Genomic DNA, 25900 nt, shown 5'->3' with positions numbered 1-25900 from the left:
ACGGCGGTCGGGTGAATCCCACCGGACTCACCCGACCGCCACAGTCATCTACACAACAGCCCACACCGGACGGCCGGGTGCCGGATCGCTGTCGCGGTGACCGCGGGCCGGGTCAGCCGCGGGTCTGCTGGCGGCCGCGCTGGGTGACGTCGGTGCGCCGGGCGGCGACGTGGCTGGTTCCGGGCCGCCACATCTCGGCCATGAGTCCCTCGGCCAGGTGCGCCTCGTCGAGGGTCGCCGTGTTCGCCAGCTGCCGGTAGTGCAGCAGCAGCCGGCGAACGCTCTGCCCGTCGTTGCTCACGATGTCGCCGGCCAGCCGCCGCGCGCACCCCAGCAGCTCGTCGTGCGGCACGACGTGGTTGACCAGGCCGAGCCGCAGCGCCTCCGCCGCGGTCAGGAAGTTGCCGGTCAACGACATCTCGACGGCCCGGCGCAGCCCGATCGACCGCGCCAGCAGGACGGTGGCCCCGCCGCCCGGCATGATCCCGAGCCGGGCGTGGGTGTCGGCGAACAGGGCGCGCTCCGAGGCCACCAGGAACGTGCACTGCAGGGCCAGTTCGAGGCCTCCCGTCACGGCCACACCGTTGACGGCTCCGATGACCGGCTTGTCGATGACGGGCAGGAACCGGAACAGCCCGTTGTCGTACCGCTCGGGCCCCTCCCCCGGCCCGCGCGGGACGGCGGAGGGCGGCACCTCGCCCGAGACCTCCTTGAGATCGACCCCGGCACAGAACGCGGGATCGGCGCCGGTCAGGATCACCGCGTCGACGCCGGGATCATCCCCGGCCGCGGCGACGGCGTCCCACAGCGCGTGCGTGAGCGCCCGGCTGAGCGCGTTGCGCGCGGCGGGCCGGTTGAGCGTCACCGTCGTGACGCGGTCCGCGGTCTCGACTACGACGACGGGCTCGCTCTCGCCCACCACCGACACCCCGCTTCCACAGGTCATGGATTCACCATCGGGTCAAGGATCCACCGGCTCGGGCGGAGTCCCGCTACCTCACGGCAGCGGCGGCCGGCCCGCGCACGGCCGCCGCGACCCCGCCGTCCACGAGGACGTCGATGCCGCTGACGAAGCGCGCCTGGTCCGACAGGAGGAAGGCGACCACGTCGGCGACGTCCTCGGACTGCCCGATGCGGCCGACCGGGGTCCGCTCGACGAGCGCCTGCATGGAGCTGTGCTCCGCCGCCTCCTGCTTGCCCTGCGGCGTGTCGATGATCCCCGGGGAGAGGGAGCAGACCCGGCCGCCGAGCGGCCCGACCCGGACGGCCTCCTGCTGGGCGAAGCGCTGCACCCCCCGTTTGGCCCACGAGTAGGCCCAGCCCGAGTCCTCGACCGTGGCGCCGAGCGCGGCGTGGATCCGGTCGAGGAGGTCCGGGGCGAGCGGGTCGTCCAGCGCGGCGTCGGCGGTCGGGTGAGGTTCACCGATCGCCAGGATCGGCGCCATCGAGGCGAAGTAGACCGACGCCGTGCCGGCCGTGGTGAGCGGCCGCAGCGCCTGCGCCAGCTGCGCCGTGGCGACCAGGTCGACGGCGAAGATGCGCCGCCAGTCGGCCATGGTCGGGGAGATCCCGGCCGCGTGGGCGACGGCGCGCAGCGTGCCGAGCTCGGCGACCCGGGCGGCGAGCCGCTCCACGCCGTCGACGTCGGTGATGTCCAGGACGAACGGCTCGACGGTGGCCGAACCGGCCTTGGTGAGCTCGCCGACCACTCCGGCGACGGCGGGGTCGCGGTCCACCAGGAGCAGGACGTCCACCAGGTCGACGAGCCGGTGGGCGCAGGCCAGGCCCATGCCGCGGCCGGCCCCCGTCACGATGCCCACGGTGCTCACGGCTCGATCACCACCCGCAGCGCGCCGGCCTTGCGGTCGGCGGCGACCCGGAACGCCTCGGCGGCGTCGGCGATCGGGAACCGATGGGTGATCAGCGTCCGGGTGATCTCGGGGTCCTTGGCGAGCATGGCCGCCGCGTCCTCCATCTCCCGACCGTTCTCGTGGGCGCAGTAGCCCATGGAGGGGATGAGCCGCCCCTCGCGGTGGAACAGCGGGCTCCAGTTGACCCCGACCTTGCTTTCCAGCTGGACGCCCACGCAGACCACCGTGCCACCGGGGGCGACGAGATCGATCGCGCGGTCGAGGCCGCTGTCCGAGCCGGCGGCCTCCACGACCACGTCGTAGAGCCCGTCGTGGGCGAGCGTCGCGCCGAGCCGCTCCCCGGCCTCGGCCTGGTGGGGGTGACGCGCGTCGAGGGCGACCTCGGGTGCACCCTGGTGCCGCGCGCCGGCGACGGCGAGCAGGCCCAGCGCCCCGGCCCCGACGACGGCGACCCGGGTGTTCGGGCCGGTGCCCGCGAGCCGCAGGGCGTGCCAGGAGACCGACGCCGGCTCGACCAGCGGGGCGTCACGGACGTCGAGGCCGGCCGGGAGCGGGACGAGCCGCTCCGTGGGCACGCGGAACTGCTCGGCTATCCCGCCGTCAGCGGTCGCGCCGAGGGCCTGCTTCGTGTGCTGCACGCAGAGGTTGTACCGGCCCTGCCGGCAGAGGTCGCACACCGTGCAGCCCATGATCGCCTCGACGATCGCCGCTGATCCGTCCTCGCGCACGCCCGCCAGCTCGTGCCCGATGATCCGTTGGCTGCCTAATCTGATGTACAGGAGGTCGGAGCTACAGATGCTCGCGGCCGCGATCTTCAACACCTCGCCGGAGCCGGGCGGCTCATCGAGGTCGACGACGCTGACGCCGCCGTTGCCGGCGCGTACGGCTTTCATGGGCGCTCCCTGACGGTGACGATTCGATCCGCCCTTGTCACCCGCATCACCAGAACGCTGTTCTGACCATGCGGAAACAGCTTCTTCATCGCCGGAATCGTACTCTCAGCACACCGCCGCGGAAACGGTATCGCCGCTTCCCCACCAGCCCCGCTTTCCGGCGCCGGATCTGACCGCGGGACGGCGCCGCGCCGTCGATATGGTGGGGATCTTCCCGGACGAAACAGTCGCCCACCCGACGGCGGTGGCCGCGGGACAAGGGGCGCACGTGCGGCAACGGGCGACGGCGGTACTCTCGGTGGCGGCACTGACCACTGCGGCGGTCTGCGGGCTCGCCGCGTGCGGGGGCGCGTCGGGCGACGCCGACGGCCGGGGCTCCGGCGGCGAGGTCCGCGCCGTCGACGGGCCGGTCGACATGGGTGCCCTCAACGACGTCTGCGCCGGGAACGTGGCCCTCACCTCCGCTCCGCCCTACACCGGGCCGGCGCCGCATCCGGTGGCGTTGTTCAGCCAGCAGCAGGGAAACGACCCCACCGGGTCGACGTTCCCCGTCCGGCTGCTCCAAGACATGGGCCAGCCCGAGCGCGACGCCTTCCTGGCACCGCCGGCGCAGGCCCAGCTCGTCGCGTGCGCTGAGCGGGACGCCCGCGAACCCACCGATGTCATCTGCCATTTCGACATCGGCAGCCAGGAGCAGGTGCCGTTCTTCCGCACCTCGTACCGGATCACGGTGCGCGCGGCGCGCACGGGGCAGGTCGTCGCCACCGTCCCGGTCAACCCGGCCGCCGCGGGGTGCCCGACCTCGGTGAAGGTCGCCTGGAGCGGCGCGGAGGTGTTCAGCGCCCCGACCGACCGTCAGATCGTCACCGTGCTGACACCCTTCGTCTCCTGGGACGGAACCGGGACACCGCCGGCGTCCGCGGGCCCGGAGGACGCCCCGGCCGCGGGCGGGGCCCCGGTCGTCGCGGGCTCCGTCCAGATGACGACCGGGCCGGGGGTGGACCCCGCCAGCCCCGCGGTCCGCGTCCATCTCACCTTCTGGGACGCCTTCGCCCGGGCCCAGGAAGGCGACCGCGCCGCCCTCGGCACGCTGCTGGACCAGGTCGACGGATCCTTCTTCGGCATGCTGACGACCCTCCTGGACCAGAACCGCGCCATCCCGGGCCGATCCGTCCGCGGGCCGCTGCGGCTCCTGGTCACCGGGGTCTCGGCCGGGCCGGAGGGTGGGGCGGTCGCCGTGGACAGCTGTCTGGACGAGACCGGGCGGGAGACCCTGGAGCAGTCGCTGCCCACCGGGCAGATCGGCATCGCGTCCCGGATCCGGGTGAACCTTGCCCGCGACTCCACCGGCGAGTACCGGGTCACGGACTTCGCCGATGCGCCACCGGCCCCATGCCCATCCCCCGCCGGGCGGATCAGCTAGCCCGAGGGCGGAAACGGGTTCAGGAGGCGGAGAGGGTGACCTCGGTCGCGGGCCCGGCGAGATTGTGGTGGATGACCAGGGTGGCCGTCGCATCGGTGCCGCCCTGCGGCGTGTATTCGGGGGTGACGACGCACCGGGCGCCTGTCGGCAGGGACGCGCCCTCGCAGTCACTCGTGTAGCTGAACGCGGCGGCGTCCGACCCCACGATCTCGACGGACGTGACGGCCAGCGGGTCGTCGCCGGTGCTCTCGACCGTCACCGGCTGGCAGGCGGAGCTGGTGCAGAACACCGTCTCCGGCGTCACGGCGATGCCGGGCTCCGGGCCGGGCGGCGCCGTCCCGGCGCTCCCCTCCAGGTTCACCTCGTTGGCGGGACCGCTGAGATTCTGGTGGATGACCAGCGTCGCGGCGGCCGCCTCGCCGCTGTCCAGCGGCACGTAGCCGACGCTGAGAGTGCACTGCCCGCCGGGAGGCAGCTCGGCCTCGCAGCCCGCGTCCACGGAGAACGCGTCGGCGCCGGGACCGATGATCTCGGTCGAGGTGACCCGCAGCGTGCCGGTGCCGCTGCTCTCCACGGTCACGGTCCCGGCGCACCCCGAGTCATCGCAACTCAGCGTCTCCGGTGTCACCTCGATGCCCGGCTCACCCGACCCACCGCTCGGCCCTCCACTCGGCCCGCCGTCGTCCGGTGCGGCCGAGGGGTCCGTGTCCTCGGGGACCTCCGGCAGTACCTCGACCTGCTCGGATTCGAAACGGTCACCGGAGTCGTCGTCTGTCGCTTCGGCGACCACCCCGGTCGCCGGGCCGGTCACCTCCAACAGCGCGACGTTCTCCTCGGCCTGCGGGACGAGTCGGTTCGCGCCGTCCACGGAGAAGTGCAGGTTCACCGCGGCCAGCAGCGTGAACCAAGCATCCCTCAGCTCACCGGCGACCTTGTGACGAAGGATCATCAGAGTTCGGTCCGATGGGACGTCCCGCGGCAATGCAACCGATTCGCTGATCGTGAAGGTGCCGATCGGGGTCACCAGGTCACGACTCGCGCTGACGTCGATGTTGCCGTTCTCGTCGATGGCGAACACGATGGGCGCGAATGGTGGCTTGTATTCGGCCTGGCAGGCACTGGCGCCGACTAGAACAACGACCGCCAGCAGAAATCCCGCGGCGCGGCGCCGACCGGCCCGGGCCACCGCCGTGAACCCGGTACGATCCTTCCGCCGCCGCCTCCTCGGCTTCGCCGCCACCGCACGGGTCTCGCCTTCCTTCGGTACGCCCGTCCTGAGATCGATGCTCACCTGAGACGTCACTGCAAGGCCCCCCGGCTGTGAGTGAACAGGCGTTCATGGCGCGCGGAACCACGCTGGCCCGATGGGCCAGCGCACCCCCCCGTGGCGCGCTGGCCCGGGTTCACCGGACCGGCCGCGGCGGATGTGGCCGGCGATCCGGCTGACCGGCGCGGGTGCCGTTTTCCCACGGGCGCTGTTTCCCCCGAAGGATGATCGGTCACGAAGATGAGCCTGATCTTTCCGGGAGCGGCCAACATCAGGGGTAGCCCTGAAACCGGAACCGGCTTCGAGTGGCATCCTCGGACAAATGTCCGCCACGGCCCTTCTCACAGATAACCACGCGGATTTCTGTGCCCTGGCAGGCGTCATCCTGACGGCCGGCGGCTACCGGGTCGTCGGTGACGCCGGACAGGATGGGCCGGACTGGCCGCGACGGTCGCCGTCACCCCGGACATCGTGCTGCTCGTCCCGCAGCTTCCCGACCTCGACGGCCAGTCGGTAGCCGGGCCGGATCGCGTCGTCGGCGCGCCCTGAACACGTCGGTCAGTGATGTGCTCGCAGATAGGTGAGCACCGCGAGAACCCGCCGGTGATCGTCCGGTTCGGGTGCCAGGCCAAGCCGGGTGAAAATGCTGCGCACATGGGATTCGACCGTCTTGGGAGTGAGAACCAGCCGGGCACTGATCGCCTGGTTGGAACGGCCCTCGGCCATCAGCGCCAACACCTCCCGTTCACGGGCGGTCAGGGTGTGCAGGGGATCACGCCGCGACCGGGCGGCGATCATCAGGTCGACGACCTCGGGGTCGAGAACGCAGCCGCCCGCCGCGACCCGGGTGACGGCCTCGACGAACGCCTCGATGCCGGTCACGCGCTCTTTGAGCAGATAGCCCACGCCCCGGGCGTTCGCACCGAAAAGCACCGGAAGGTAATGCGACTCCAGGTAGTGCGAGAGCAGCAGCACCCCGAGGTCCGGATGCCGGGCGCGCAGCTCCACCGCGCTCTCCAGCCCTTCCAGCCGGCCGGTGGGAGGCATGCGGATGTCGATGACCGCGATGTCGGGGTGTAGCGCCGAGACCGCGTTACGCAGCCCGTCGGCGTCGCTCACCTGCCCCACGACCTGGAAGTCGTGCTGCTCCAGCAGCCAGGCGATGGCCTGACGGAACAGCGGCGCGTCGTCCGCCAGGACGACCCGGGTCGGCGTCACACGCATGGGAGCGCAGCCCGTACGGACGTCCCACCGCCGACACGGTCGCCCACCGTCAGCCCGCCGCCGACCGCGGCGACCCGGACGACCATGCCGACGGCCACAACACCGAGCACCACAGCCGCCCGTACTCGGTATGGACGAGCCGGCTTGTCCCCCCTTGGCACCGCCCCAGCATCCCAGGCCCGCCACGAAACGTCACAGACCTGACACAAAGAGATCGCACGTCTTACCGGGCCCGCCGCGGGCCCAACCAAGTCGGCACGCCCCGCCGGCCACGTCTCTATGTACGGTTCCGAGCAACCGCGGCGGTTCGAGCCGTCCGAAATCCCCGGCTGTCTCCGGCGACCTCGGGGAGATTCCCGATGAGTTGAATCTTCTCAGCCCGGTGGGCGGAGGGCCGGCGGCTCAGATGGTCGCCCAGAACGGCGAAGAGGCCACTTTCAATGATCGAAAGTGGCCTCTAGCTGGTCGGGGTGGCGGGATTCGAACCCACGACCTCTTCGTCCCGAACGAAGCGCGCTACCAAGCTGCGCCACACCCCGCGACCGTGGCTCAGTGTACTAGACGCAAGGATCCGAGTGGCGTGCCGGGGTACCCCGGTTTTCGGAACGGTCCACCGGGCCGGCACCGGCGCTCCGCCGGCTCGCCCGCCCTCCAGCCCGCCCTCGGGACCGCCGGCCTGCCCTCCGGGGACGGGCACGGATCAGCGACGTTCGGTGAGCGTGAGCAACGTTGCCTCCGGGCGGCAGTTGAAGCGGAACGGGGCGAACGGTGAGGTACCGAGCCCGGCGGACACGTGCAGCCAGGAGTGCCGCCCGCCCGCCGCGTGCCGCGACAGGCCCCAGGCCCGCTCCCGGTCGATGCCGCAGTTGGTGACCAGCGCGCCGTAGCCGGGCAGCCGGATCTGTCCGCCGTGGGTGTGGCCGGAGAGGATGAGGTCGACCCCGTCCGCCGTGAAGGCGTCCAACACCCTGGGCTCGGGGGTGTGTGACAGGCCGAGCCCCAGCGCCGTGCCCGGCTCGGGTGGGCCGGAGACCAGGGCGAGCCGGTCGCGGCGCAGGCGGGCGTCGTCGACCCCACGCAGGTCGAGGGTGCGGCCCCCGATGTCGATCGTGCCCCGGATGTTGGTCAGCTCACGCCAGCCGCTGGCCGTGGCGAGCGCGCGGGCGAAACCCGCCCAGTCGAGCGCCGGGCCCTTCGGCCCGGGCGTGTTCGTGCGTCCGAGATAGCGGTGTGGGCTGCGCAACGTCGGTGCGTGGTAGTCGTTGTTGCCCGGCACGAACAGGCCGGGGAACGTGAAGAGCGGGTCGAGCGCGGCGAGCAGCGGAGCCTGGGCCCGGGGGTGCGAGAGCACGTCGCCGGTGAGCACGACGAGGTCGGGGACCAGCCGGGCCAGATCCGACAGCCAGGCGAACTTGCCGTGCTGGTTCGGGGTGACATGCAGGTCCGAGATGTGCAGCAGGCGCAGAGAGGTACTTCCCGGCGCGAGAACCGCCACCTCGCGCCGGCGCAGGGTGTAGGCGGTCCGCTCGTAGACGCCCGCGTAGAGCGCGGTGCCGAGACCCGCGGCCGCGAGCCCCGACACCGCGCGGACAGTTCCCCGGCTCGGTCGCATCGGTCGCATCGCTCCAGTCTCGCCCAGCCGCACGACGGCCCGGCTGCCCGGTGCCACGCCCGCGGACGTGTCCGACCACCCCGGCGGACAGGTCCCGCCACACCGGCGGAAGTCCCCGGTCGCGTCGGCGCCGTCTACCAACGGCCGCACCGGCGCGAACCGGACCAGCGGCTGCACCTGAACGGAAACCGCGTGGCCGCCGGTGCGGGCGGGCCGTAGGCTCGGCGACCATGAGCACACTCAAGGAGCGGCTGCGCGAGGATCTCACTGTCGCCATGCGAGCACGTGACGACCTGCGCCTGTCGACGCTGCGCCTTGCCCTCGCCGCGGTGAAGGACGCGGAGGTCGCCGGCACCACCGCCCGGGAGCTCGACGACGCCGAGGTCGAGAAGATCCTGGCCCGGGAGGTCCGCAAGCGCCGGGAGGCCGCGGAGGCGTTCGCCGCCGCCGGGCGGCCCGAGCAGTCCAGCCGCGAGAACGCCGAGGGTGACGTTCTCGCCGACTACCTGCCCAGCCAGCTCGGCGAGGACGAGCTGCGAGCGATCATCGACGAGGTGCTGGCCGAGCTCGGGCTCACCGGCATGAAGGCGATGGGCCAGGTGATGAAGGCCGCGCAGGCGCGCATCGCCGGCCGGGCGGACGGGAAGCGGGTGTCCGAGCTCGTCCGCGCGCGGCTGAGCGAGTCCTGACAGCCGGATCCCGCCGCGCCGCGCCGGCCTTCAGTTCCGGAGCTGGTTGCGCAGGTCCGGCAGCCCCGGGACGCCTGCGCGGCCGTCCCCCGCCGGTGGGGCGGCGGGCTGGCCGGGGCGTGCGCCGGCGCCGTTCGGCAGCAGCACCGCGCCGGTGAGGCCGCCGGACACCTGGAGCACCACCTCGGTATCCATGGAGACCTCCCCCCCGGGCACGGGAGCCATGCCGACGACGATCCCGGGCGGGGCCACGTGCGGCACGGTCTCCGAGCGGACCCGGAATCCCAGCGAGCGCAGGGCGTACTCGGCCGCCTGCTGGCTCTGCCCGCGGACGTCCGGCAGGGCCTTCTTGGGCACCTGCGGCTGGGTGTTGTCCGGCGCCGGCAGTGGCATGACGGGCAGCGCCAGGCCGTCGATCGTGCGCGTCATCGTCCGGGCCCAGATCTGGGCCGGGAATCCGCCGCCGAACACCACGCGGCTGGTGAGCACGTTGCGAAGCTGATGAGTCGTCGGGCCGCGCGGGTCGGCGAGGGTGACCGCGGTGGCCAGCTGCGGGATGAAGCCGGCGAAGGACGCCGTGCTGAATCCCTCGGCCGTCCCGGTCTTGCCCGCCGCCGGACGTCCGATCTGCGCGTTCCCGGACGCGGTCCCGTGGTTGATGACGCCCTGGAGAACCGAGGCGACGGTGTCCGCGATCCCGGGGGCGAGGACCTGTTCGCACGGCTTTCCCGTGTTGAAGGCCAGCGGACGGTCAGCCGTCCCGACGCGCTGTGTGATCGAGAGCACTGTGCGGGGATAGCAGCGGTTTCCGCGGGCGGCGAGCGTCGCGTAGGCGGTGGCGAGGTCCAGCGTGCTGATCTCGTTCGAGCCGAGGATCGCCGAGCCGTCGACCGGTCCGATCCCCCCGCCCCTGCACTTGGGGTCGTTCTCTTCATTCGGCCGGATCCGGCAGGAGGAGACGCCTAGCCGGCGGGCCATCTCGGCGGTCTTCATGACGCCGAGGCGCTCGGCGAGCTGGATGTAGTAGGTGTTGACCGAGTTCCAGGTCGCCGTGGTGAGGGAGTAGAAGCCGTCCTCGCTCGGGTCGGCGTTGCTGTAGCAGTTCTTCCCGCCCGGATCCGGGTTGGGGAAGCGGTCCGAGTGATAGCACAGCGGCGAGTGGAAGGTGGTCGACAGCGGGATGTTGTTCTCCAGCGCCGCGGCCAGGGTGAAGACCTTGAACGTGGAGCCGGGCGAGAACGAGTCGGGGTCGACCGGGTAGATCTCCTTGGTGTGGACGAAGTCGGCGGTCAGCGCCGGCGGCTGGTTGTCGTCCGGCGTGCCGTAATCCCGGTTCACGGCGAGTGCCAGCACGTTGCCGGTGCCCGGCTGCACCATCGCGACGCCGGCGGCGACCCGGTTCCCGGTGGGGATCACCTCTCGTGCGGATGTCTGCGCCGCGCCCTGCGCGACCGGGTCGAGCGTGGTCCGGATGGTGAGCCCGCCCTCGAACAGCAGCCGGCGGGCGTCCTCGGGGGTGGCGGCGAACGTCCGGTCGGCCAGCAGCACCTGGCGGACGTAGGAGCAGAAGAAGGGGGCTGAGGAGTCCTGACAGGCGTCCGGTGACCGCGCCGGGCGGTCGAGGACGAGTTCCTCGGCCCGGCCTGCCTCCCACGCGGCGGCGTCGAGGTGGCCGAGCTCGTGCATCCGGTCGAGGACGATGTTGCGGCGTTCCCTGGCGGCCTGCGGGTGAAGCGCCGGGTTGTACGCGGTGGGGTTCTTCACCAGGCCGGCCAGCATCGCCGACTGGGTGACGCCGAGCTGGCTGACGTCGATGTTGAAGTAGTGCCGGGCGGCCGCCTGGACGCCGTACGCGCCGTCGCCGAAATAGGCGATGTTGAGGTACCGCTCGAGGATCTCGTCCTTGGTGAGGTGTTCTTCCAGATACAGCGCGTAACGGGCTTCGCGGAGCTTGCGGTCGACCGTCTGCTCGGTCGCGGCCGCCTTTTCCTCCGGTGTCCGGGCGGAGGCCAGCAGGACGTTCTTCACGTACTGCTGGGTGAGGGTCGATCCGCCCTGGGTGACCCCGCCGGACTCCTGGTTGGCGAGGTACGCGCGGATCATTCCGCGGTAGTCGACGCCGGTGTGCTCGTAGAAGCGCGCGTCCTCGATGTCGATCATCGCCTGGCGCATCTGCGGCGGGACCTTGTCCAGGGTGACGATCTCGCGGTCCTGCTCGCCGCGCAGCACCGCGATCTGGTTTCCGGCGGCGTCCAGGATGCGCGAGGGCTGGGCCAGCGGGGGGACGGTCAGATTCGCGGGGAGAGAAAGGAAATGGTCCGCGCCGCCCTTGGCGGTCACGCCGGCCAGGCCGATGACGGGCAGCGCGAGCATGCCGACCAGAACGCCCGCCGCCACGCTGGTGGTGAGGACGCCGAGCAGCCGTTTCGGTGTGACTCGGCGGCGGCGCGCCGAGTCGGGCCCGATATGCCGTGAGGCTGGGCCGGAGGCCGGCGCGGACAGGCCTGATTGCCACGTGGACCGCGCGTCGGCAGCGCCGCGGAGTTTCGACCGGATCACGCCTGGACCCACCGTGGCGCAGGGAACGCTCCGAACACGGGGAACACGGGGAACACGGGGAACGGCTGGGTGCACGGAACGCCCCGGGGCTCGGTCCCGGCTTCGGCGACCGGCGCTTCACCGGTGTTTCGGCCTGGTATGAACACTGAGCCCGGGACCCCCTGCTCGAGTCCTCCGCTGCCGTCGACGATGCCCGCCTTCGTCAGGTGCCCGCACCGGCCGCGGCCGAGGCGCTGATCGAGTACTGCGCTGACCCAAACACCGTGCCCGCCCGGGGCCCGCCAGTCCAGGACTGTGGTCCCGCACACTGCCCGCCCGGGACCACACGGGCACGCACGGCAAGGCGTCCGAACGGCTACCTCATCGAACTAAGACTACGACGCCACAGCAAGGTCACGGTTGCGTCACCGAAGTGACACACGGGCGTCACAGATCGCACTACTGCGGCGATCGGGATCAATGGCCCGGACTAGTCATTTGGACAACCACCCGTGTGGGGTCTGTGCCGTGGCCACGCCACTCCGTACGGTTTCGGTTCAACGCCACGTCACCACCCGCACGGGCCCCCTGACCCGGACTCGAGAAGAAAGGCAGGTGGCATGACCACAAGCCTGACCCCACCCGTCAGCCTGTCACGCCGTACCAGTACGACCGGGCTCGTCGGCTCCACCGCCGACGGCGACTGGACGGCCCACGCCGCCTGTCGCGACCTCGACCCGGATGAGCTCTTCGTCCAGGGAGCGGCCCAGAACCGGGTGAAGACCAGGTGCTTCGGGTGCGTCGTGCGCACCGAGTGCCTGGCGGACGCCCTCGACAACCATGTCGAGTTCGGCGTCTGGGGAGGAATGACCGAGCGGGAGCGCCGCGCGCTGCTCCGCCGCCGTCCGGACGTCACGTCCTGGCGGAAGCTGCTCGCGGACGCCCAGGCGGATCACCGCTCCGCGTCCGCCGGCTAGCCCGGCCTCGAGCCCTCATCCGGAGGTGTCCGACGACAGCGGGGTCGAGCGGACACCACCACCCCGAACGTGACACCAGCAGTACACAGTTGTTTCCATCCGAGTCGCGTATAGCCCGGATGGGCGGTGAAGTCTCCACCAGTGGCGCTGGTCCCCCGCAACATCCCGGGCAACACGTTCCTGTGTATGGCCCGGACGGGCGGAGGCCCTCCTTGGACCCGGGTTCACATCGCACCGGCGCGATTCCCGGGGCCGTCATCTCAGTGCGTCAAGCCAGTTCAGTGCGTTGAGTCAGTGCATCGAGCGAGTGCATCGAGTTCCGTACGCGGTCCCCGACGGGTCCCGCGGAACGACCCTTCGTACCTACGGCAGGACCCCGCCAGGTGCCTACGCCAGCCACCTCCACGTCGGCCTCCCCCAGAACACGCGCCGCGCGCTCCCACCCGCCGTTCCCCGGCCGGTCAGCCGGCCGCCGCGGCCCGTTCGTCCCCGGCGAGCGCGCGACCGATCTCCCGCAGCCCGGCCAGGTCGTGGACGTCCTCGGACAACGCCTCGACCTCGACGAGTGCCGTGTCCGGATGGGCACTGGTGAACCGTTCACGCAGCCGGACCTCACGTTCGGCGAGCCGCGCCCGGTCGGCGTGGATACGCAGCACAGCCGCGGCCAGCGGATGCTCGCCGTGGTCGGTGAGATTCTCAGCGGCGGCCAGCCCCCGCTCGACGGTCAGCGCGGAGGCGGCGCAGAAGTGCATCCTGTTGACGATCAGTCCCGCGAGCGGCATGCCGTCCGAGTCGAGCCGGTCCACGAAGTAGGACGCCTCCCGCAGCGCGGCCGCCTCGGGCGCCGCGACCACCACGAAAGAGGTGCCGGGCGCCGCGAGCAGGCGGAACGTCTCGTCGGCGCGGGCCCGGAAACCGCCGAACATCGTCTCCAACGCGGCCACGAACTGGCTCACGTCGGCCAGCAGCTGCGCGCCGAGCACCTTCGTGATGACCCGGGTGAACATGCCCAGGCTGGCTCCGATGACCTTCGCGTACGCCCGGCCACCGGCCTTCGCGGGCGCCAGCAGCAGGCGCAGCAGGCGCCCGTCGAGGAAGTCGCCGAGCCGGTTCGGCGCGTCCAGGAAGTCCAGCGCCGAACGGGTCGGCGGGGTGTCGACGACGATCAGGTCCCAGGAGCCGCTGGCGTCGAGCTGCCCCAGCTTCTCCATCGCCATGTACTCCTGCGTACCGGCGAAGGACGACGACAGCGACTGGTAGAACGGGTTCGCCAGCAGCGCCTCGGCCCGTTCGGGCGTGCTGTGGTCGAGGACGATCTCGTCGAACGTCCGCTTCATGTCGAGCATCATCGCGTCGAGATGGCCACCGGCGGCCGGGTCGACCCCCGCGACCTCGCGGGGGTTGTTGTCGAGCGCGGTCAGGCCGAGCGACTGCGCGAGGCGCCTGGCCGGGTCGATCGTCAGTACCACCACGCGCCGGCCACGCTCGGCGGCGCGCAGCGCGAGCGCGGCGGCGGTCGTGGTCTTGCCGACCCCACCCGACCCGCAGCACACGATGATCCGCTCGTTGTCGAGCATGGCGTCGACGTCCAACCGCGGGACCCCGAGCGGATGCGGACGCGGCCGCGGCCGGCTCGGCGCCGTCCGCTGACCCCGTCCCGTGGCCCTACGGGCCCCGGTCGCCTTCCGCGGCGATCCGGGCGTCGCCTTCGCCCGCCCCGTGGTGGTCTTCTTCCCCGCAGCACGTGATCCCGTAGCGCGTGACCCCGCGGCGCGGGTCGGCTTCCCGGCCGTCGCGCCGGAACCACTCTCACCGGCGCCATCGGCGCCACCGGACGGCGGCCCGCCACCGGCCCGCCCGCGGCCGCCCGCGGAGCCACCGGCCGTGCCCATGCCGGTGGTCGGCTCCGTGCTGGTGGTCGGGTCCGTGCCGGTGGTCGGGTCAGCCGGGTTCTCGCCCGCGGGGGTCATGCCACCATCCGCTGGGCTCGGAGCATCTCGGCGAACCGGTAGAGCGAACCGAGATCCACGCCGTCCGCCAGCAGCGGCACCTCGTAGACCGGACGTCCCAGCGCGGCGATCTCGGCACGTTGCGCCGTCTCCAGCGCGACCCGCTCGGCGTGCTGCGCGGCCTCCCAGGCCAGGTTCGAGATCAGTTCCTCGGTCGGCTCGATGCCGGTCTCCTTGATGCCGGTGGCCAGTTCCTCGCGGTCGAGCTGGCCACGCCGGGCCAGGTCGAGATCGCCGGGGGCGAGCAGCGGGCTGCGCACCATGTTCACCACCACCGCGCCGACCGGCAGGCCCACCTCGCGCAGCTCCCGAATGCCGTCCACCGTCTCCTGGACCGGCATCTCCTCGAGCAGGGTGACCAGGTGGACCGCCGCCCGCTCGGGCGCCAGCACCGCCATCACGCTGTCCGCCTGTGCCCTGATCGGGCCCATCCGCGCCAGCCCCGCGACCTCCGCGGTGACGTTCAGAAAACGGGCGATCCGGCCGGTGGGGGGCGCGTCGAGCACGACCGCGTCGTAGGCGAGCCCACTCGGGCGGGTGCCGTCCGGCCGGTTGACGGCCTCCTTCACCTTGCCGGTGAGGAGCACGTCACGGACACCGGGGGCGACCGTGGTGGCGAAGTCGACGGCGCCGATGCGGCCGAGCGCCCGCCCCGCGCGGCGCAGGTTGTAGAACATCTCGAGGTACTCCAGCAACGCCTCGTCCGCGTCGATGGCCAGCGCGAAGACCTCGCCGCCGCCGGGCGCGCTCGCCACCTTGCGCTCGCGGTAGGGCAGCGGCGGGGTATCGAAGAGCTGGGCGATCTGCTGGCGCCCCTCGACCTCGGTCAGCAGCACCCGGCGCCCCCCGGTGGCCAGCGCGACGGCCAGCGCGCCGGCGATCGTGGTCTTTCCCGTGCCGCCCTTGCCGGTGACGATGTGCAACCGACAGTCCCAGGGGCCGGCGGTCGCCGCTGGCGCGTTGTCGTCACCGGTCACGTGCTCGACCGTACCCGTGGGCCGCCGATCCGGACTGCCACGCCCCGGACCCTCGTCACGGCGGCCACACCGCCTACCCAACCGGGTGGCGGTCCGCGGATGCTCTAGGGTCCATCGTCATGCAGACCAAGTGGGAGTACATGACTGCCCCGCTCCTGATCCACGCCACCAAGCAGATCCTCGACAACTTCGGTGCCGACGGCTGGGAGCTCGTCCAGGTCGTCCCCGGGCCCAACCCGGAGAGCCTGGTGGCGTACTTCAAGCGGCCGAAGTCCCAGTAGGGACGTCCGCCCGCGACGGGACGGTCGTCCCCGCCCCGCCCCCCTGTTCCCTGACGTGCCCTCCTCGACAGAAGGTCGACTCCGACGATGACCGCTCCCGTCCCGCCCGCGGCCGCCACGACGCCGTCCGGGCGGCTCGCCGAGCTCGGGCTGGTCCTCCCGGCGGTGCCCACCCCGGCCGGGGCCTATGTCCCCGCGGTGCGCGACGGCGATCTGGTCTGGACGGCGGGGCAGCTCCCGCTGGTGGCCGGGAAGCTGCTGGCGTCCGGCCTGGTCGGTGCGGAGATCACCGCCGAGCGGGCCGCTGAGCTGGCCCGCGTGTGCGCGCTCAACGCGCTCGCCGCCGCCGCGGCCGTGGCCGGTGGCCTGGACACGATCACCCGGATCGTGAAGGTCGTCGGCTTCGTCGCGAGCGCGCCGGGATTCGTCGGCCAGCCGGTCGTCCTGAACGGCGCCAGCGAGCTGATCGGCGCCGTCTTCGGTGCCGCCGGACTGCACGCGCGCTCCGCCGTCGGGGTCGCGGCGCTCCCGCTGGGAGCGCCCGTGGAGGTGGAGCTCGTCGCCCGCGTGGCCGGCTGACCTCGGCTTCTGTCGGCCCTACTGTCTACCATCAGAGGATGGCTGATCATCAGGCGGCAATCGTCGCCCGGTTCGGCACGTCCCGCCGGATGGAACCGGAGGAGGAACTCCGGCTGGCTCGGCTGGCCGCCAACCCGGCACCCGCCCGGGACGCGGCGACCGTTGTGCTCCTGCGCGACGCGCCGGCCGGTTCCGGCATCGAGGCCTACCTGCTCAGGCGCACCCGGGCGATGTCGTTCGCGGGCGGCATGCACGTCTTCCCTGGCGGGCGGGTCGACCCGTCGGACGCCGCCGAGGATCTCCCGTGGGTCGGGCCCTCCGCCGAGGAGGCGATGCCGGGGCTGGACGACGATCCCGCCCGCGCGCGGGCCCTGGTCTGCGCGGCCGTCCGTGAGACCTTCGAGGAGTGCGGCGTCCTGCTCGCCGTCCCGGCGGGTGGAACCGTGTCTCCGGGCACGGGCAATCCGGGCTGGGCCGCCGAGCGGCGGGCGATGGAGAGCCATCGCAGTGGCCTCGCCGAGCTGCTGACCCGCCGCGGGCTGGCCCTGCGGGCCGACCTGCTGGCCCCGTGGACCCGTTGGATAGCCCCCGAGCTGGAGCCACGGCGGTACGACACCAGGTTCTTCGTCGCCGCGCTGCCGGCCGGGCAGCTGCCGGGCGAGCTCGCGACGGAGCTCTCGACCGAGGCTGACGGGATGCTGTGGATCCGTCCGGCGGAGGCGATGGAGCGGTTTGTCGCCGGCGAGATCGGTATGCTCCCGCCCACCGCCTTCACCCTCGCGGAGCTGTCGGCCTACGACGACGTCGCCGGTGCGCTCGCGGCCGCGCGCACCCGCGACCTGAAGCCGATCATGGCGAGGATCGTCGCCGGCGACGGCACCTGGCAGCTGTCGTTCCCACACCTGTTACCGCCGGACGGTGCCCCCGGCACACCGCTGGACGGTGCCCCCGACACCGAGCCGGGCACGCCTTCGGGAACCGCCCCGGCACCGGCCGCGGGCACCCGCGGTGGTGTCCCGCGGTGACCGCCCTCCGCCGGGTCACGAAGCTGGCCTCCGTCGTCCTCGCGCCGAATCCCGGCCCGATGACCCTCGACGGCACGAACACCTGGATCCTGCGGTCACCGGGCGACGCCGGCTGCGTGGTCGTCGATCCCGGCCCCGACCACGGCGAGCACCTCGCCCGGGTCGCGGCCGCCGGCCTGGTGCGCACGATCCTGCTGACCCACGGCCACTCCGACCACAGCGAGGGCGCCGCGACGCTGCACGCGCTGACCGGGGCGCAGGTGCGCGCCCTCGACCCCGCGCACCGCCTCGGCTCGGAGGGCCTCGGCGCCGGGGACGTCGTCGCCGCCGCCGGGATCGAGCTGCGGGTGCTGGCCACCCCCGGGCACACCTCGGACTCGCTGTCCTTCGTGCTGGCCGGCGACGACGAGCACCCGGCCGTGCTCACCGGCGACACGATCCTGGGGCGCGGCAGCACGGTCGTCGCCCATCCCGACGGCCGGCTCGCCGACTACCTCTCGAGCCTGCGCCTGCTGCGCGAGCTCGGCGACACCACCGTGCTGCCCGGCCACGGCCCCGAGCTGCCAGCGGCCGGGCGGGCGGCCGAGGCCTACCTGGAGCACCGGGCCCGGCGGCTCGATCAGGTGGTCTCCGCGTTAGCCGATCTGGGTGCGTCGGCCGAGCAGGTGACGCCGATCGACGTGGTCCGGATCGTGTACGCGGACGTCGACGTGGCACTCTGGCCGGCGGCCGAGCTGTCGGTACGGGCCCAGTTGGACTACCTCCGCCCACGCTGAGCCACCCGCCGCGGCGCGCGCGGGGTCACCCCGGCACACGCCGGTCCGCCACGCCCCGCGCAGGTCAGGGCCCTGGCGGCGGTCACCGCGGGTAGCCGGCGGGGCCGGTGTGGACGTTCAGAGGCTGGCCGCAACCTGCCGAAAGACGCGGGTCATATCCCGGAAACCGGGTAGGCAAGTGAGCTGCGCCACTATAGAGGCCGGGCCGCTCGCGGTCTGGAATCCCCGCGAACGGGGCCAGGTCGGTCATCCGACACACCTTGATCCAGAAAGGGAGACGAAGGCCACTAAACTTTCCGGCGGAGGAGACCGCTCGTGCGCTTTGTGACCCTTTGGACCATTGGTACCAACCGCGGGCCCTCGTACCCGCGGGACGTTACCGACCGCGCGCGCTCCGGTGCCGGCCCCCACCCGGCCTTCCGACCCAGCGGTTCGCGCGGCCCAGCGATCATCCGGCGGAGAGGAACCGATCCACGATGGTGATCAGCTCCCCCACGACCGGTCCCCTGGTCTGTCCCAGATGCGGCACCCCGACGGTGCCCGGCGGGCGGTTCTGCTTCAACTGCGGGCTCCGGTTCACCCAGACCGACACGCCGCGCGCCGAGGCCGCCGAGCGCCGGGTCGTCACCGTCCTGTTCGGCGACCTGTCCGACTTCACCGCCTGGGCGGAGGACCGCGACCCCGAACGGGTCGGCGAGGTCACCGACCGGGTCCTCGCCGCGCTCGCGCGCGAGGTCGACGAGGTCGGCGGGCGGGTCGACAACCTCAGCGGCGACGGGATCATGGCCGTCTTCGGCGCCCCGACGGCGCACGAGGACGACCCGGAACGCGCCGTGCGCGCCGCGGCGGCGATGCAGGAGACGGCCCGTCGCCTGATCAAGGACGAGGGCGGTGACAGCAGCCCGCTCGGCCTGCGGGTCGGCGTCAACACCGGCGAGGTGCTCGCCGGTGTGCAGGCGGCGCTGTCCTACACGGTCATCGGGGACACGGTGAACACCGCCGCGCGGTTGTCCGGAGCGGCCGCGGTGGGCACCGTCTACGCCGGCCGGGACACGGTCACCGCCACCCGCTCCGTCGCCACCTGGCGCGATCTGCCGCCCCTGGTACTCAAGGGCAAGCGCGAGCCGGTGCCCGCCTACGAGCTGGTCAGCCTGCGCCCGTCCAACATCGCCCGGCCGGGCCTGGCCGACGACGCGACGTTCATCGGGCGCGAGCAGGAGCTGGCCGAGCTCAGCCGCTACTTCGCCGGCGTGGTCGACGCCGGCCAGCCCGACATGGCTGTGATCATCGGCGAGGCCGGCATCGGCAAGACCCGGCTGGCCCGGGAGCTCGCCGAGACCGCCGAGGCCGCGGGCGCGACCGTGCTGTGGGGGCGCACCGTGCGCCACGGCGACGTCCGCGACCTCGCCCCGCTGATCGACCTCATCCGCGGGGCGTGCGGCATCACCGACGGCGACACCCTCGACCGGGTCGCCGACCGGGTACGCCGCACGGTCGCCGGCCTCACCCATCCGATCTTCGAGACGAAGCTGCCGAGCGGCATCGGGGACCGCCTGCTCGGGATGCTCGGCGTGCCGCCGGACCGCCGTCCCAGCGCCGGGGCGACCACCCCGCCGGGTGACCCGGTCGGCCGGGCCTCCCACGGCGAGGCGGTCCAGCGGGCCGCCGACGACGCCGTCGAGACGGTCGGCCTCCTGCTGAGCGCGCTGGCGGTCCGCAACCCGGTGCTGGTCGTCGTCGACGACCTGGAGTGGGCGACCAGCCGGCTGACGACGGCCCTGCGGCGGCTGACGACGACCCTCAACGGCCCGGTGATGCTCGTCCTGCTCGACCGGGAGAGCCCGCAGTTCTCCGATCTCGTCGGCGCGCGCCGCATCGCGCTCAGCCCGCTGCCGGAGAGCGCGGCGCGTGCCCTGCTCAAGGACTACCTGGGCGAGCCCGGCCTGTCCCGGGCGACCCAGGCCGAGCTGCTGGCCCGGGTGCACGGGAACCCGTTCTTCCTGACCGAGCTGCTCAACCTGCTGGTGGACCGCGGTCTGCTGCACCAGGTGCCCGACCCGGGCGGCGGCGAGGGGATGCGCTGGGTGCTGGAGGGCTCTCTGGCGGCGACCGTCCTGCCCGCCGGCGTCCAGTCGGTGCTGGCAGCCAGGATCGACGACCTGGACGCGGCCGCCAAGGCGGCGCTGCGGGCGGCGGCCGTGCTCGGCGCGCGCTTCCCCGCCGAGGCGCTCCAGGTCGTCGGCGAACGCCCGGCGGCCGAGGTCGAGCGCGCGCTGTCGGTGCTCACCGAACGCCAGATCGTCCGCCCGCCGCGGCAGGGCGAGGCCCTGTGGCGGTTCGTGCACCCGATGGCGCGCGACGTCGCCTACTCGGGCCTGCCGAAGGTGGAGCGGGCCCGCCGGCACGCCACGGCCGCGCGCTGGGGCGTCACGGCGATGATCGGTTCGTCGCGTGAGGTGTCGACCTTCGTCGCCACGCACGCGCTGCGCGCCTACGACCTGGCCGCCTCGATGGCGCTGCCCGCCGGCGACCCGGCCTGGTCGGCGCGGGAGGCCGGCTTCCACGCGCACGTCCGGCTGGCCCGCTCGGCGCTGGCCCGCGACGACCACCGGGCCGCTGCCGACCTGCTCGCCGACGCCCGTCGGCTCGGGCGGGGTGTGATCGACGGCGACGACGACATCAACGTGCGGATCCTGCACGCCGAGGCGCTGGTCTGGCTGCGCCGCCTCGACGAGGCGGAGCGCACGCTGCGCCCGGCGCTGCGGGTGAACGTCCCGAGCCGGCGGGCCGCCGCCTACGCGGTGCTCGGTGAGCTGCGCCAGAAGCAGGGCCGCGGCGAGGAGGCCCGCCAGTCGCTGATCACGGCGCTGGAGGCCGCGCACCGGGCCGGCGACGACCGGGCGGTCGCCGCGGCGCTGCGCCGGCTCGGCCTGCTCGAGTACGCCGCCGGCCGCATCCAGGCCGCCGAGGAGCGCTACCGCGAGGCGCTCTCCCTGGCCCGCCGGGTCGACGACCCCCGCGGGGTCGGCTGGGCGTTGCAGCACCTGGCGTGGAGCGCCACCACCCGGGGGGACTACGCGCAGGCCGAGCGCACGCTGCGCGAGGCGTCCGCGGTGTTCGAGCGGCTGGAGGACGCCGGCGGGCTCGGCTGGTGCTCGGGCACCGAGGCCCTCGTCCTGCTGCTCTCGGGTCAGCTCACCCGGACCCGCAAGGTCTCCCGCGTGCTCATCAACCTCGCCGAGTCGATGCGCGAGCGCTGGGGGCAGGCGGTCTGCCTGACGATCGACGCGGTCGCCGCGGCCGAGCTCGGCGACATCGAGACCGCCGAGAGCGAGGCGGCCCGCGCGGCGGAGCTGTTCACCGAGACCGGCGACAGTTGGGGGCGCACCCTGACCCTCATCGCGCGCGGGCTGGCCGCCCGCGGGGCTGGCCGTCCCCGGCGCGGTGCGGACCTGCTGACCGAGGCGTGCGCGGAGGCGGCGTCCACCGGGCATGTGCTCATCGGCGCCTTCGCCCAGGTGCTGCTCGGCCTGACCAGGCTGGACGCCGGCGAGGTGGATGCCGCGGAGGAGGCCGCCCGGCGCGCCCTGGCCGACCTGGACCGGCTGGAACTGCGCCCGCACGCCCAGCTCGGGGCGAAGGTGCTCGTCGCGCAGATCGCGCGGGCGCGCGGTCGCCTCGACGAGGCGATCACCGAGCTGCGGGGGGCGCTGTCCGCCAGCGAGCCGGCGACGCTGATGTTCCCGCGCCGGCAGGCCTACGCCCACCTCGCGGGCACCCTGCTCGACGCGGGCGAGCCCGACGAGGCCCTGCGGGTGGCCCGCCAGGCGGTCGGAGTGGACGCCGAGGACGTCCGGGCACAGGTGCTGGCATACCGGGCGCTGGGGACGGTCCTGGCGGCGCACGGTGACGTCGAGGGCAGCCGCGAGGCCTACGAGCAGGCCCTGGCCGCCGCGACGGCCACCGGCGCGATCAGCGAGGCGCCGCAGACCCGGCGGCTGCTCGCGGCCCTGCCGGGATCCGCCCCGGATGCCCTCGACGCACCGGACGGGCTCGACGCAGCAGACGGACTGGGCGTGGCGGATGGACTGGGCACACCGCACCAGGACGGGCTGGCCGCCCAGGATGACCTGAGCGCACAGGACGGGCTGGGCGCGGCGGCCGCGCTGGCGAAGGTGAGCGTGAACGGGACGAGGGCGCGGGCCAGGACGGCGGCGCGTCTGCCGGGATCGCCGGTGGTCGTGCCGGTGGCCGACCCGTCCGGTGAGGCCGTGCCCTCGGTGGAGATGCCGCCCGCCGAGGGCACCAGCCGGTAGCCGGGTCCGGGTACCGCTGGCGAACACCGCTGAGGACGTCTGCCGCACGGATACGTCCCCCGGATCCGGCGGCGGCGACGGATCCGGGGGACGAACGGGCAGGGGACAGGCCGGTTTTCAAACCGGCGGTGGGTTCAGCGGGCCCGGCGGGCGAGCCGCTCACGGTCGAGCAGCACGACAGCACGGGAATCCAGCCGGAGCCAGCCACGGGTGGCGAAGTCGGCGAGGGCCTTGTTCACCGTCTCCCGCGAGGCTCCGACGAGTTGAGCCAGCTCCTCCTGAGTGAGGCCGTGTTCGACCCGGACCCCGGCCGCCTCGTTACCCGGCTGGGCCGGTTCACCGAAGCGGTCGGCCAGGTCGAGCAGCGCCTTGGCGACGCGACCGGGCACGTCGGTGAACACCATGTCCGCCATCGTGTCGTTGGTCCGCCGCAGGCGGCGGGCCAGCACACGCAGCAGCAGCGCTCCGGCTTCGGGCCGGGAACGCAGCCATGGCCGCAGCGCGGTGTGCTCCAGCGCGACGAGCGACGCGTCGGTCACGGCGGTCGCCGTCGCGGTGCGCGGCCCGGGATCGAACAGGGAGAGCTCTCCGAACAGGTCTCCCGGCCCCATCACATACAGCAGGTTCTCCCGCCCATCGGCGGACTGGCGTCCTATCTTGACCTTGCCGGACAGAACCACGAAAACGCGGTCGCCGACATCCCCTTCGCGGAACAGCACGTCGCCACGGGTCACGTCCTGCCGGTCCAGGTGATCGGAAAGCGCCTGGCGGTCGGGCTCGGACAACCCGGCGAACAGCGGAACGCGGGCTAGCAGATCGTCCACGCCCTGAGCATGCCAGGACACGGGACGCAGAGCACGGCCAGGGACCCCCATCGGCCTGACCAGGTCACGCAGATGCACCCGAATGCTCTGTTCTGATACGTAAAGTGACGCAAGAAGGACCACCAAAGTGGTCCAGGTCACAATCCGCCTAGTACGGCCGATCGGCACCGGCCCGATCGTGCCACTCCCGGCGGGGGTCACATCGACACAGCCCGGCCCAGTTCAGGACGGCTGTTCGGGGGTCAGGAGGGCACGACACGCGACACGCCCGGGGCCGCATGAGTTGCCCGTCAGGCGGCACGGTGCTTGCCCGGCGGCGTGCGGCGGAGTCGGCGCCGGTAACGCTCGAGCGCGGCCGGCAGGCCCTGCTGGACGAACGTGGCGACTTCGTCCGGGCGGGCGCTGTCGAGGAAGCCCTCGAGCCCCTTACCCGTGTCGGCGGCGTTGAGTGGCCGCTCGACCCGCTCCATCGCCAGCAGGAGCCCGAGCAGCACCAATGGGAACGTGATCGCGGCAAAGACAAACATGGCCCGTCCATGGTCGCCGATGTCGGCGCCGCGCCCGCACCCGGGGGGTCGACGCGCCCTGCCGGACCACGGCGAAGCGACGGGTCCCGCGGGCCGACACGCCGGATACGCTGCGAGGCATGGTAACCACCGTCGACGCGCGAGCCGAGACGGCGCTGGCGCGCACCCGGCGCGCCCGGCGGATCGTGCGCGCGCTCGGCGAGCTTCACCCCGACGCCCGCATCGCGCTGCATTTCAGCAGTCCGCTGGAGCTTCTCGTCGCCACGGTGCTGTCCGCGCAGTGCACGGACAAGAAGGTCAACGAGGTCACGCCGGGGGTCTTCGCCCGCTACCCGACCGCCGCCGCCTACGCCGCCGCGGACCGCGACGAGCTCGAGGCGATCCTGCGGCCCACCGGCTTCTTCCGGGCGAAGGCGAACTCGCTGATGGGCATCGGCGCCGCCCTGGTCGAGCGCTTCGACGGCGAGGTCCCGGGCCGGCTGGAAGCCCTGGTCACCCTGCCCGGTGTGGGCCGCAAGACCGCGAACGTCGTGCTGGGCCACTACTTCGGCATCCCCGGGATCACGGTCGACACCCATGTCGGGCGGCTCTCCCGCCGCTTCGGCCTGACCACCGAGACCGATCCCGTCCGAGTCGAGAGCGACCTCGCCGCGCTGATCGAGCGGCGCGACTGGACGATCGCCTCCGACCGCATGATCTTCCACGGCCGCCGGGTGTGCCACGCCCGCCGGCCGGCCTGCGGCGCCTGCGCCATCGCGCGGATGTGCCCGTCCTTCGGCACCGGCCCGACCGAGCCGGCCGAGGCCGCGCGTCTCGTCCGCGGGGACGCGGAGGCGGCCCGGTGAGCGACCTCGCGCCGTCCGGGGATCCGAGCAGCCAGGACGCCGGCCAGGACGCCCACTCCGCGAGCGCCGGCGGAGACACTCGTCCGGCGAGGGGCGGCGGAGCTCCGGCTCCCCCATGGCTGACCGCGCTGATGGCGGCGGTGGGCGACGGCATCCCCGTCCAGACGCGACACGCTCGCCAGACGCGGCCGGGCGGGCGGGCGGCGGCCGTCCTGATCCTGTTCGGGGAGGGTCCGGACGGGCCTGACGTGCTGCTCCTGCAGCGGGCCGCCGACATGCGCGACCATGCCGGGCAACCGGCGTTCCCCGGCGGCGGCGCCGACGAGACCGACGCGTCGAGGGCCGCGACGGCGCTGCGTGAGGCGGAGGAGGAGGTCGGGCTCGACCCGGCCGGCGTCGAGGTCCTCGCCACCGCCAGCCCCCTCTACCTGGCTGCCAGCCACTTCCTGGTCACCCCCGTGCTCGCCTGGTGGCACACGCCCACCGCGGTGGACGCGGTCGACCCGGCGGAGACGTCCTCGGTGGCCCGGGTACCCGTCGTGGAGCTCGCCGACCCGGCGAACCGGATCCTGCTGTGGCATCCGTCCGGCTTCGGCAGCCCGGCGTTCCGCGTCCGCGGTATGACGGTCTGGGGTTTCACCGCGGGCGTCCTCGACGCCCTGCTGCGGCTCGGCGGATGGGAACGCCCCTGGGACACCGAGACGAAAGTGGATGTGCCCGAGATCACCGTGGCGATCTCCGCGGCCATGGCCCTCCCCCACGCGGTGGTGGAGCCGCGGGGACCGCTCGACGAAGCGGGCGGTACCGTCGGAAGATGACCTCAAGATCCGCTCGATCGGCCCTGGTCGCGCTGGTCACGGCCGTGGCGGTGCTCACCGCGCTGACCGGGTGCGGGAGCGGCGGCGGCGACGCCGGCACACCCTCGGCCGCGGCGACGCTGACCCCGAGCGTCAGTGACGGCACCCAGGTCTTCGCCGTGGTCGGCCAGGTGGACCAGACGTTCTCGGCCCGCGAGCTCGTCGCCCACCCCGGCACGATCCGAGTCGACTTCTCGGTCGCGAAGGGGTCCGCGCCGCACAACTTCGTCATCTCCGCCATCCCCGGCGCCACCACGAGGATCGTCAGCGCCGGCAACTCCCAGTCGATCACGTTCACCGCCGACAAGCCCGGGCGATATCCGGTGGTCTGCACCCTGCACCAGGGCATGACAGCCACGCTTGTGATCGTCTGAGCTCGGTCGACGAGCC

The 25900-nt window shown here is 73.0% G+C and carries 22 protein-coding genes and 1 tRNA gene; 11 read left to right on the top strand and 12 right to left on the bottom strand.

The features are described from left to right. Positions 1–112: 112 nt before the first annotated feature. Genes MXD62_RS12835 through MXD62_RS12825 form a run of 3 tightly spaced genes read right to left on the bottom strand, consistent with a single transcriptional unit; the run spans position 113 to position 2764 of the window. Positions 113–946, bottom strand: coding sequence for an enoyl-CoA hydratase (locus MXD62_RS12835; protein WP_248829494.1), 834 nt, complete (start codon positions 944–946; stop codon positions 113–115). A gap of 46 nt (positions 947–992) precedes the next feature. Further along, a complete protein-coding gene (locus MXD62_RS12830; RefSeq protein ID WP_012157787.1) occupies positions 993–1829 on the bottom strand; it encodes an SDR family oxidoreductase in 837 nt (278 codons plus the stop codon). After that, positions 1826–2764, bottom strand: a complete 939-nt coding sequence (locus MXD62_RS12825) for a zinc-binding dehydrogenase (RefSeq protein ID WP_248829493.1) — start codon at positions 2762–2764, stop codon at positions 1826–1828. The genes MXD62_RS12830 and MXD62_RS12825 overlap by 4 nt, the downstream gene beginning before the upstream one ends. A gap of 298 nt (positions 2765–3062) precedes the next feature. Between MXD62_RS12825 and MXD62_RS12820 the strand changes: the two genes are divergently transcribed. Continuing rightward, entirely contained in the window at positions 3063–4187 is a 1125-nt protein-coding gene (locus MXD62_RS12820; RefSeq protein ID WP_248829492.1) for a hypothetical protein, read from the top strand. A 19-nt stretch (positions 4188–4206) separates the two neighbouring features. On the opposite strand, the gene MXD62_RS12815 is transcribed toward MXD62_RS12820, so the two are convergent. From MXD62_RS12815 to MXD62_RS12800, 4 genes are all read right to left on the bottom strand, one after another. Beyond that, on the bottom strand, positions 4207–5478 hold the full coding sequence (locus tag MXD62_RS12815; protein ID WP_248829491.1) for a choice-of-anchor D domain-containing protein: 1272 nt from the start codon (positions 5476–5478) through the stop codon (positions 4207–4209). Positions 5479–6012: 534 nt separating this feature from the next. Next, positions 6013–6678, bottom strand: a complete 666-nt coding sequence (locus MXD62_RS12810; protein ID WP_248829490.1) for a response regulator transcription factor — start codon at positions 6676–6678, stop codon at positions 6013–6015. A gap of 462 nt (positions 6679–7140) precedes the next feature. Continuing rightward, a tRNA-Pro gene (locus tag MXD62_RS12805) sits at positions 7141–7217 on the bottom strand. Between the two features lie 161 nt (positions 7218–7378). After that, positions 7379–8290 (bottom strand): metallophosphoesterase, encoded by a 912-nt coding sequence (locus MXD62_RS12800; protein WP_248829489.1) that lies wholly within the window; start codon positions 8288–8290, stop codon positions 7379–7381. Positions 8291–8520: 230 nt separating this feature from the next. Here MXD62_RS12800 and MXD62_RS12795 point away from each other — a divergent pair, with 230 nt between their 5' ends. Next, positions 8521–8979, top strand: coding sequence for a GatB/YqeY domain-containing protein (locus MXD62_RS12795; protein WP_248829488.1), 459 nt, complete (start codon positions 8521–8523; stop codon positions 8977–8979). Positions 8980–9009: 30 nt separating this feature from the next. Here the strand turns inward: MXD62_RS12795 and MXD62_RS12790 are convergent, their stop codons facing one another. Next, on the bottom strand, positions 9010–11352 hold the full coding sequence (locus MXD62_RS12790; protein ID WP_248829501.1) for a penicillin-binding protein: 2343 nt from the start codon (positions 11350–11352) through the stop codon (positions 9010–9012). Between the two features lie 785 nt (positions 11353–12137). On the opposite strand from MXD62_RS12790, the gene MXD62_RS12785 reads away from it, so the two are divergent. Beyond that, positions 12138–12494: a WhiB family transcriptional regulator gene (locus tag MXD62_RS12785; RefSeq protein WP_248829487.1), complete on the top strand. Its 357-nt coding sequence runs from the start codon at positions 12138–12140 to the stop codon at positions 12492–12494. A 461-nt stretch (positions 12495–12955) separates the two neighbouring features. Here MXD62_RS12785 and MXD62_RS12780 read toward each other — a convergent pair whose 3' ends face one another. Next, positions 12956–14464: an ArsA-related P-loop ATPase gene (locus tag MXD62_RS12780; RefSeq protein ID WP_248829486.1), complete on the bottom strand. Its 1509-nt coding sequence runs from the start codon at positions 14462–14464 to the stop codon at positions 12956–12958. Then, on the bottom strand, positions 14461–15480 hold the full coding sequence (locus tag MXD62_RS12775) for an ArsA-related P-loop ATPase (RefSeq protein ID WP_071066205.1): 1020 nt from the start codon (positions 15478–15480) through the stop codon (positions 14461–14463). The genes MXD62_RS12780 and MXD62_RS12775 overlap by 4 nt, the downstream gene beginning before the upstream one ends. Before the next feature lie 119 nt (positions 15481–15599). Between MXD62_RS12775 and MXD62_RS12770 the strand changes: the two genes are divergently transcribed. From MXD62_RS12770 to MXD62_RS12750, 5 genes are all read left to right on the top strand, one after another. After that, the gene (locus MXD62_RS12770) at positions 15600–15761 is read left to right on the top strand and encodes a DUF4177 domain-containing protein (protein WP_012157776.1); all 162 of its coding nucleotides are present in this window, start codon (positions 15600–15602) and stop codon (positions 15759–15761) included. A gap of 87 nt (positions 15762–15848) precedes the next feature. Then, entirely contained in the window at positions 15849–16340 is a 492-nt protein-coding gene (locus MXD62_RS12765; RefSeq protein ID WP_248829485.1) for a RidA family protein, read from the top strand. 38 nt (positions 16341–16378) lie between these two features. Continuing rightward, positions 16379–17365, top strand: coding sequence for an NUDIX hydrolase (locus MXD62_RS12760; RefSeq protein ID WP_248829484.1), 987 nt, complete (start codon positions 16379–16381; stop codon positions 17363–17365). Further along, entirely contained in the window at positions 17362–18141 is a 780-nt protein-coding gene (locus tag MXD62_RS12755; protein ID WP_248829483.1) for an MBL fold metallo-hydrolase, read from the top strand. Before MXD62_RS12760 ends, MXD62_RS12755 begins: the two co-directional genes overlap by 4 nt. A gap of 476 nt (positions 18142–18617) precedes the next feature. Further along, complete coding sequence (locus tag MXD62_RS12750) at positions 18618–22457, top strand: tetratricopeptide repeat protein (protein WP_248829482.1); 3840 nt, start codon at positions 18618–18620, stop codon at positions 22455–22457. A gap of 134 nt (positions 22458–22591) precedes the next feature. Here MXD62_RS12750 and MXD62_RS12745 read toward each other — a convergent pair whose 3' ends face one another. Both MXD62_RS12745 and MXD62_RS12740 read right to left on the bottom strand, forming a co-directional pair. After that, on the bottom strand, positions 22592–23281 hold the full coding sequence (locus MXD62_RS12745) for a Crp/Fnr family transcriptional regulator (RefSeq protein ID WP_018506292.1): 690 nt from the start codon (positions 23279–23281) through the stop codon (positions 22592–22594). Between the two features lie 290 nt (positions 23282–23571). After that, positions 23572–23808, bottom strand: a complete 237-nt coding sequence (locus MXD62_RS12740) for a hypothetical protein (protein WP_012157770.1) — start codon at positions 23806–23808, stop codon at positions 23572–23574. A gap of 119 nt (positions 23809–23927) precedes the next feature. Here MXD62_RS12740 and nth point away from each other — a divergent pair, with 119 nt between their 5' ends. Genes nth through MXD62_RS12725 form a run of 3 tightly spaced genes read left to right on the top strand, consistent with a single transcriptional unit; the run spans position 23928 to position 25884 of the window. Next, positions 23928–24653: an endonuclease III gene (nth, locus tag MXD62_RS12735; protein WP_248829481.1), complete on the top strand. Its 726-nt coding sequence runs from the start codon at positions 23928–23930 to the stop codon at positions 24651–24653. Then, on the top strand, positions 24650–25471 hold the full coding sequence (locus MXD62_RS12730; protein ID WP_248829480.1) for a CoA pyrophosphatase: 822 nt from the start codon (positions 24650–24652) through the stop codon (positions 25469–25471). The genes nth and MXD62_RS12730 overlap by 4 nt, the downstream gene beginning before the upstream one ends. Next, a complete protein-coding gene (locus MXD62_RS12725; protein WP_248829479.1) occupies positions 25468–25884 on the top strand; it encodes a cupredoxin domain-containing protein in 417 nt (138 codons plus the stop codon). Before MXD62_RS12730 ends, MXD62_RS12725 begins: the two co-directional genes overlap by 4 nt. Positions 25885–25900 lie beyond the last annotated feature (16 nt).

The sequence above is a fragment of the Frankia sp. Mgl5 genome, from assembly GCF_023242985.1.
In the GTDB taxonomy this organism is placed as follows: domain Bacteria; phylum Actinomycetota; class Actinomycetes; order Frankiales; family Frankiaceae; genus Parafrankia; species Parafrankia soli.
This window is presented reverse-complemented; position numbering and strand designations above follow the sequence as displayed.

Excerpts from the sequence above, each read along its gene's own strand:
- MXD62_RS12835 (WP_248829494.1), bottom strand. The coding sequence starts at position 946 with ATGACCTGTGGAAGCGGGGTGTCGGTGGTGGGCGAGAGCGAGCCCGTC.
- MXD62_RS12825 (WP_248829493.1), bottom strand. The coding sequence starts at position 2,764 with ATGAAAGCCGTACGCGCCGGCAACGGCGGCGTCAGCGTCGTCGACCTC.
- MXD62_RS12810 (WP_248829490.1), bottom strand. The coding sequence starts at position 6,678 with ATGCGTGTGACGCCGACCCGGGTCGTCCTGGCGGACGACGCGCCGCTG.
- MXD62_RS12800 (WP_248829489.1), bottom strand. The coding sequence starts at position 8,290 with ATGCGACCGAGCCGGGGAACTGTCCGCGCGGTGTCGGGGCTCGCGGCC.
- MXD62_RS12795 (WP_248829488.1), top strand. The coding sequence starts at position 8,521 with ATGAGCACACTCAAGGAGCGGCTGCGCGAGGATCTCACTGTCGCCATG.
- MXD62_RS12790 (WP_248829501.1), bottom strand. The coding sequence starts at position 11,352 with ATGCTCGCGCTGCCCGTCATCGGCCTGGCCGGCGTGACCGCCAAGGGC.
- MXD62_RS12785 (WP_248829487.1), top strand. The coding sequence starts at position 12,138 with ATGACCACAAGCCTGACCCCACCCGTCAGCCTGTCACGCCGTACCAGT.
- MXD62_RS12780 (WP_248829486.1), bottom strand. The coding sequence starts at position 14,464 with ATGACCCCCGCGGGCGAGAACCCGGCTGACCCGACCACCGGCACGGAC.
- MXD62_RS12770 (WP_012157776.1), top strand. The coding sequence starts at position 15,600 with ATGCAGACCAAGTGGGAGTACATGACTGCCCCGCTCCTGATCCACGCC.
- MXD62_RS12765 (WP_248829485.1), top strand. The coding sequence starts at position 15,849 with ATGACCGCTCCCGTCCCGCCCGCGGCCGCCACGACGCCGTCCGGGCGG.
- MXD62_RS12760 (WP_248829484.1), top strand. The coding sequence starts at position 16,379 with ATGGCTGATCATCAGGCGGCAATCGTCGCCCGGTTCGGCACGTCCCGC.
- MXD62_RS12750 (WP_248829482.1), top strand. The coding sequence starts at position 18,618 with ATGGTGATCAGCTCCCCCACGACCGGTCCCCTGGTCTGTCCCAGATGC.
- MXD62_RS12740 (WP_012157770.1), bottom strand. The coding sequence starts at position 23,808 with ATGTTTGTCTTTGCCGCGATCACGTTCCCATTGGTGCTGCTCGGGCTC.
- nth (WP_248829481.1), top strand. The coding sequence starts at position 23,928 with ATGGTAACCACCGTCGACGCGCGAGCCGAGACGGCGCTGGCGCGCACC.
- MXD62_RS12725 (WP_248829479.1), top strand. The coding sequence starts at position 25,468 with ATGACCTCAAGATCCGCTCGATCGGCCCTGGTCGCGCTGGTCACGGCC.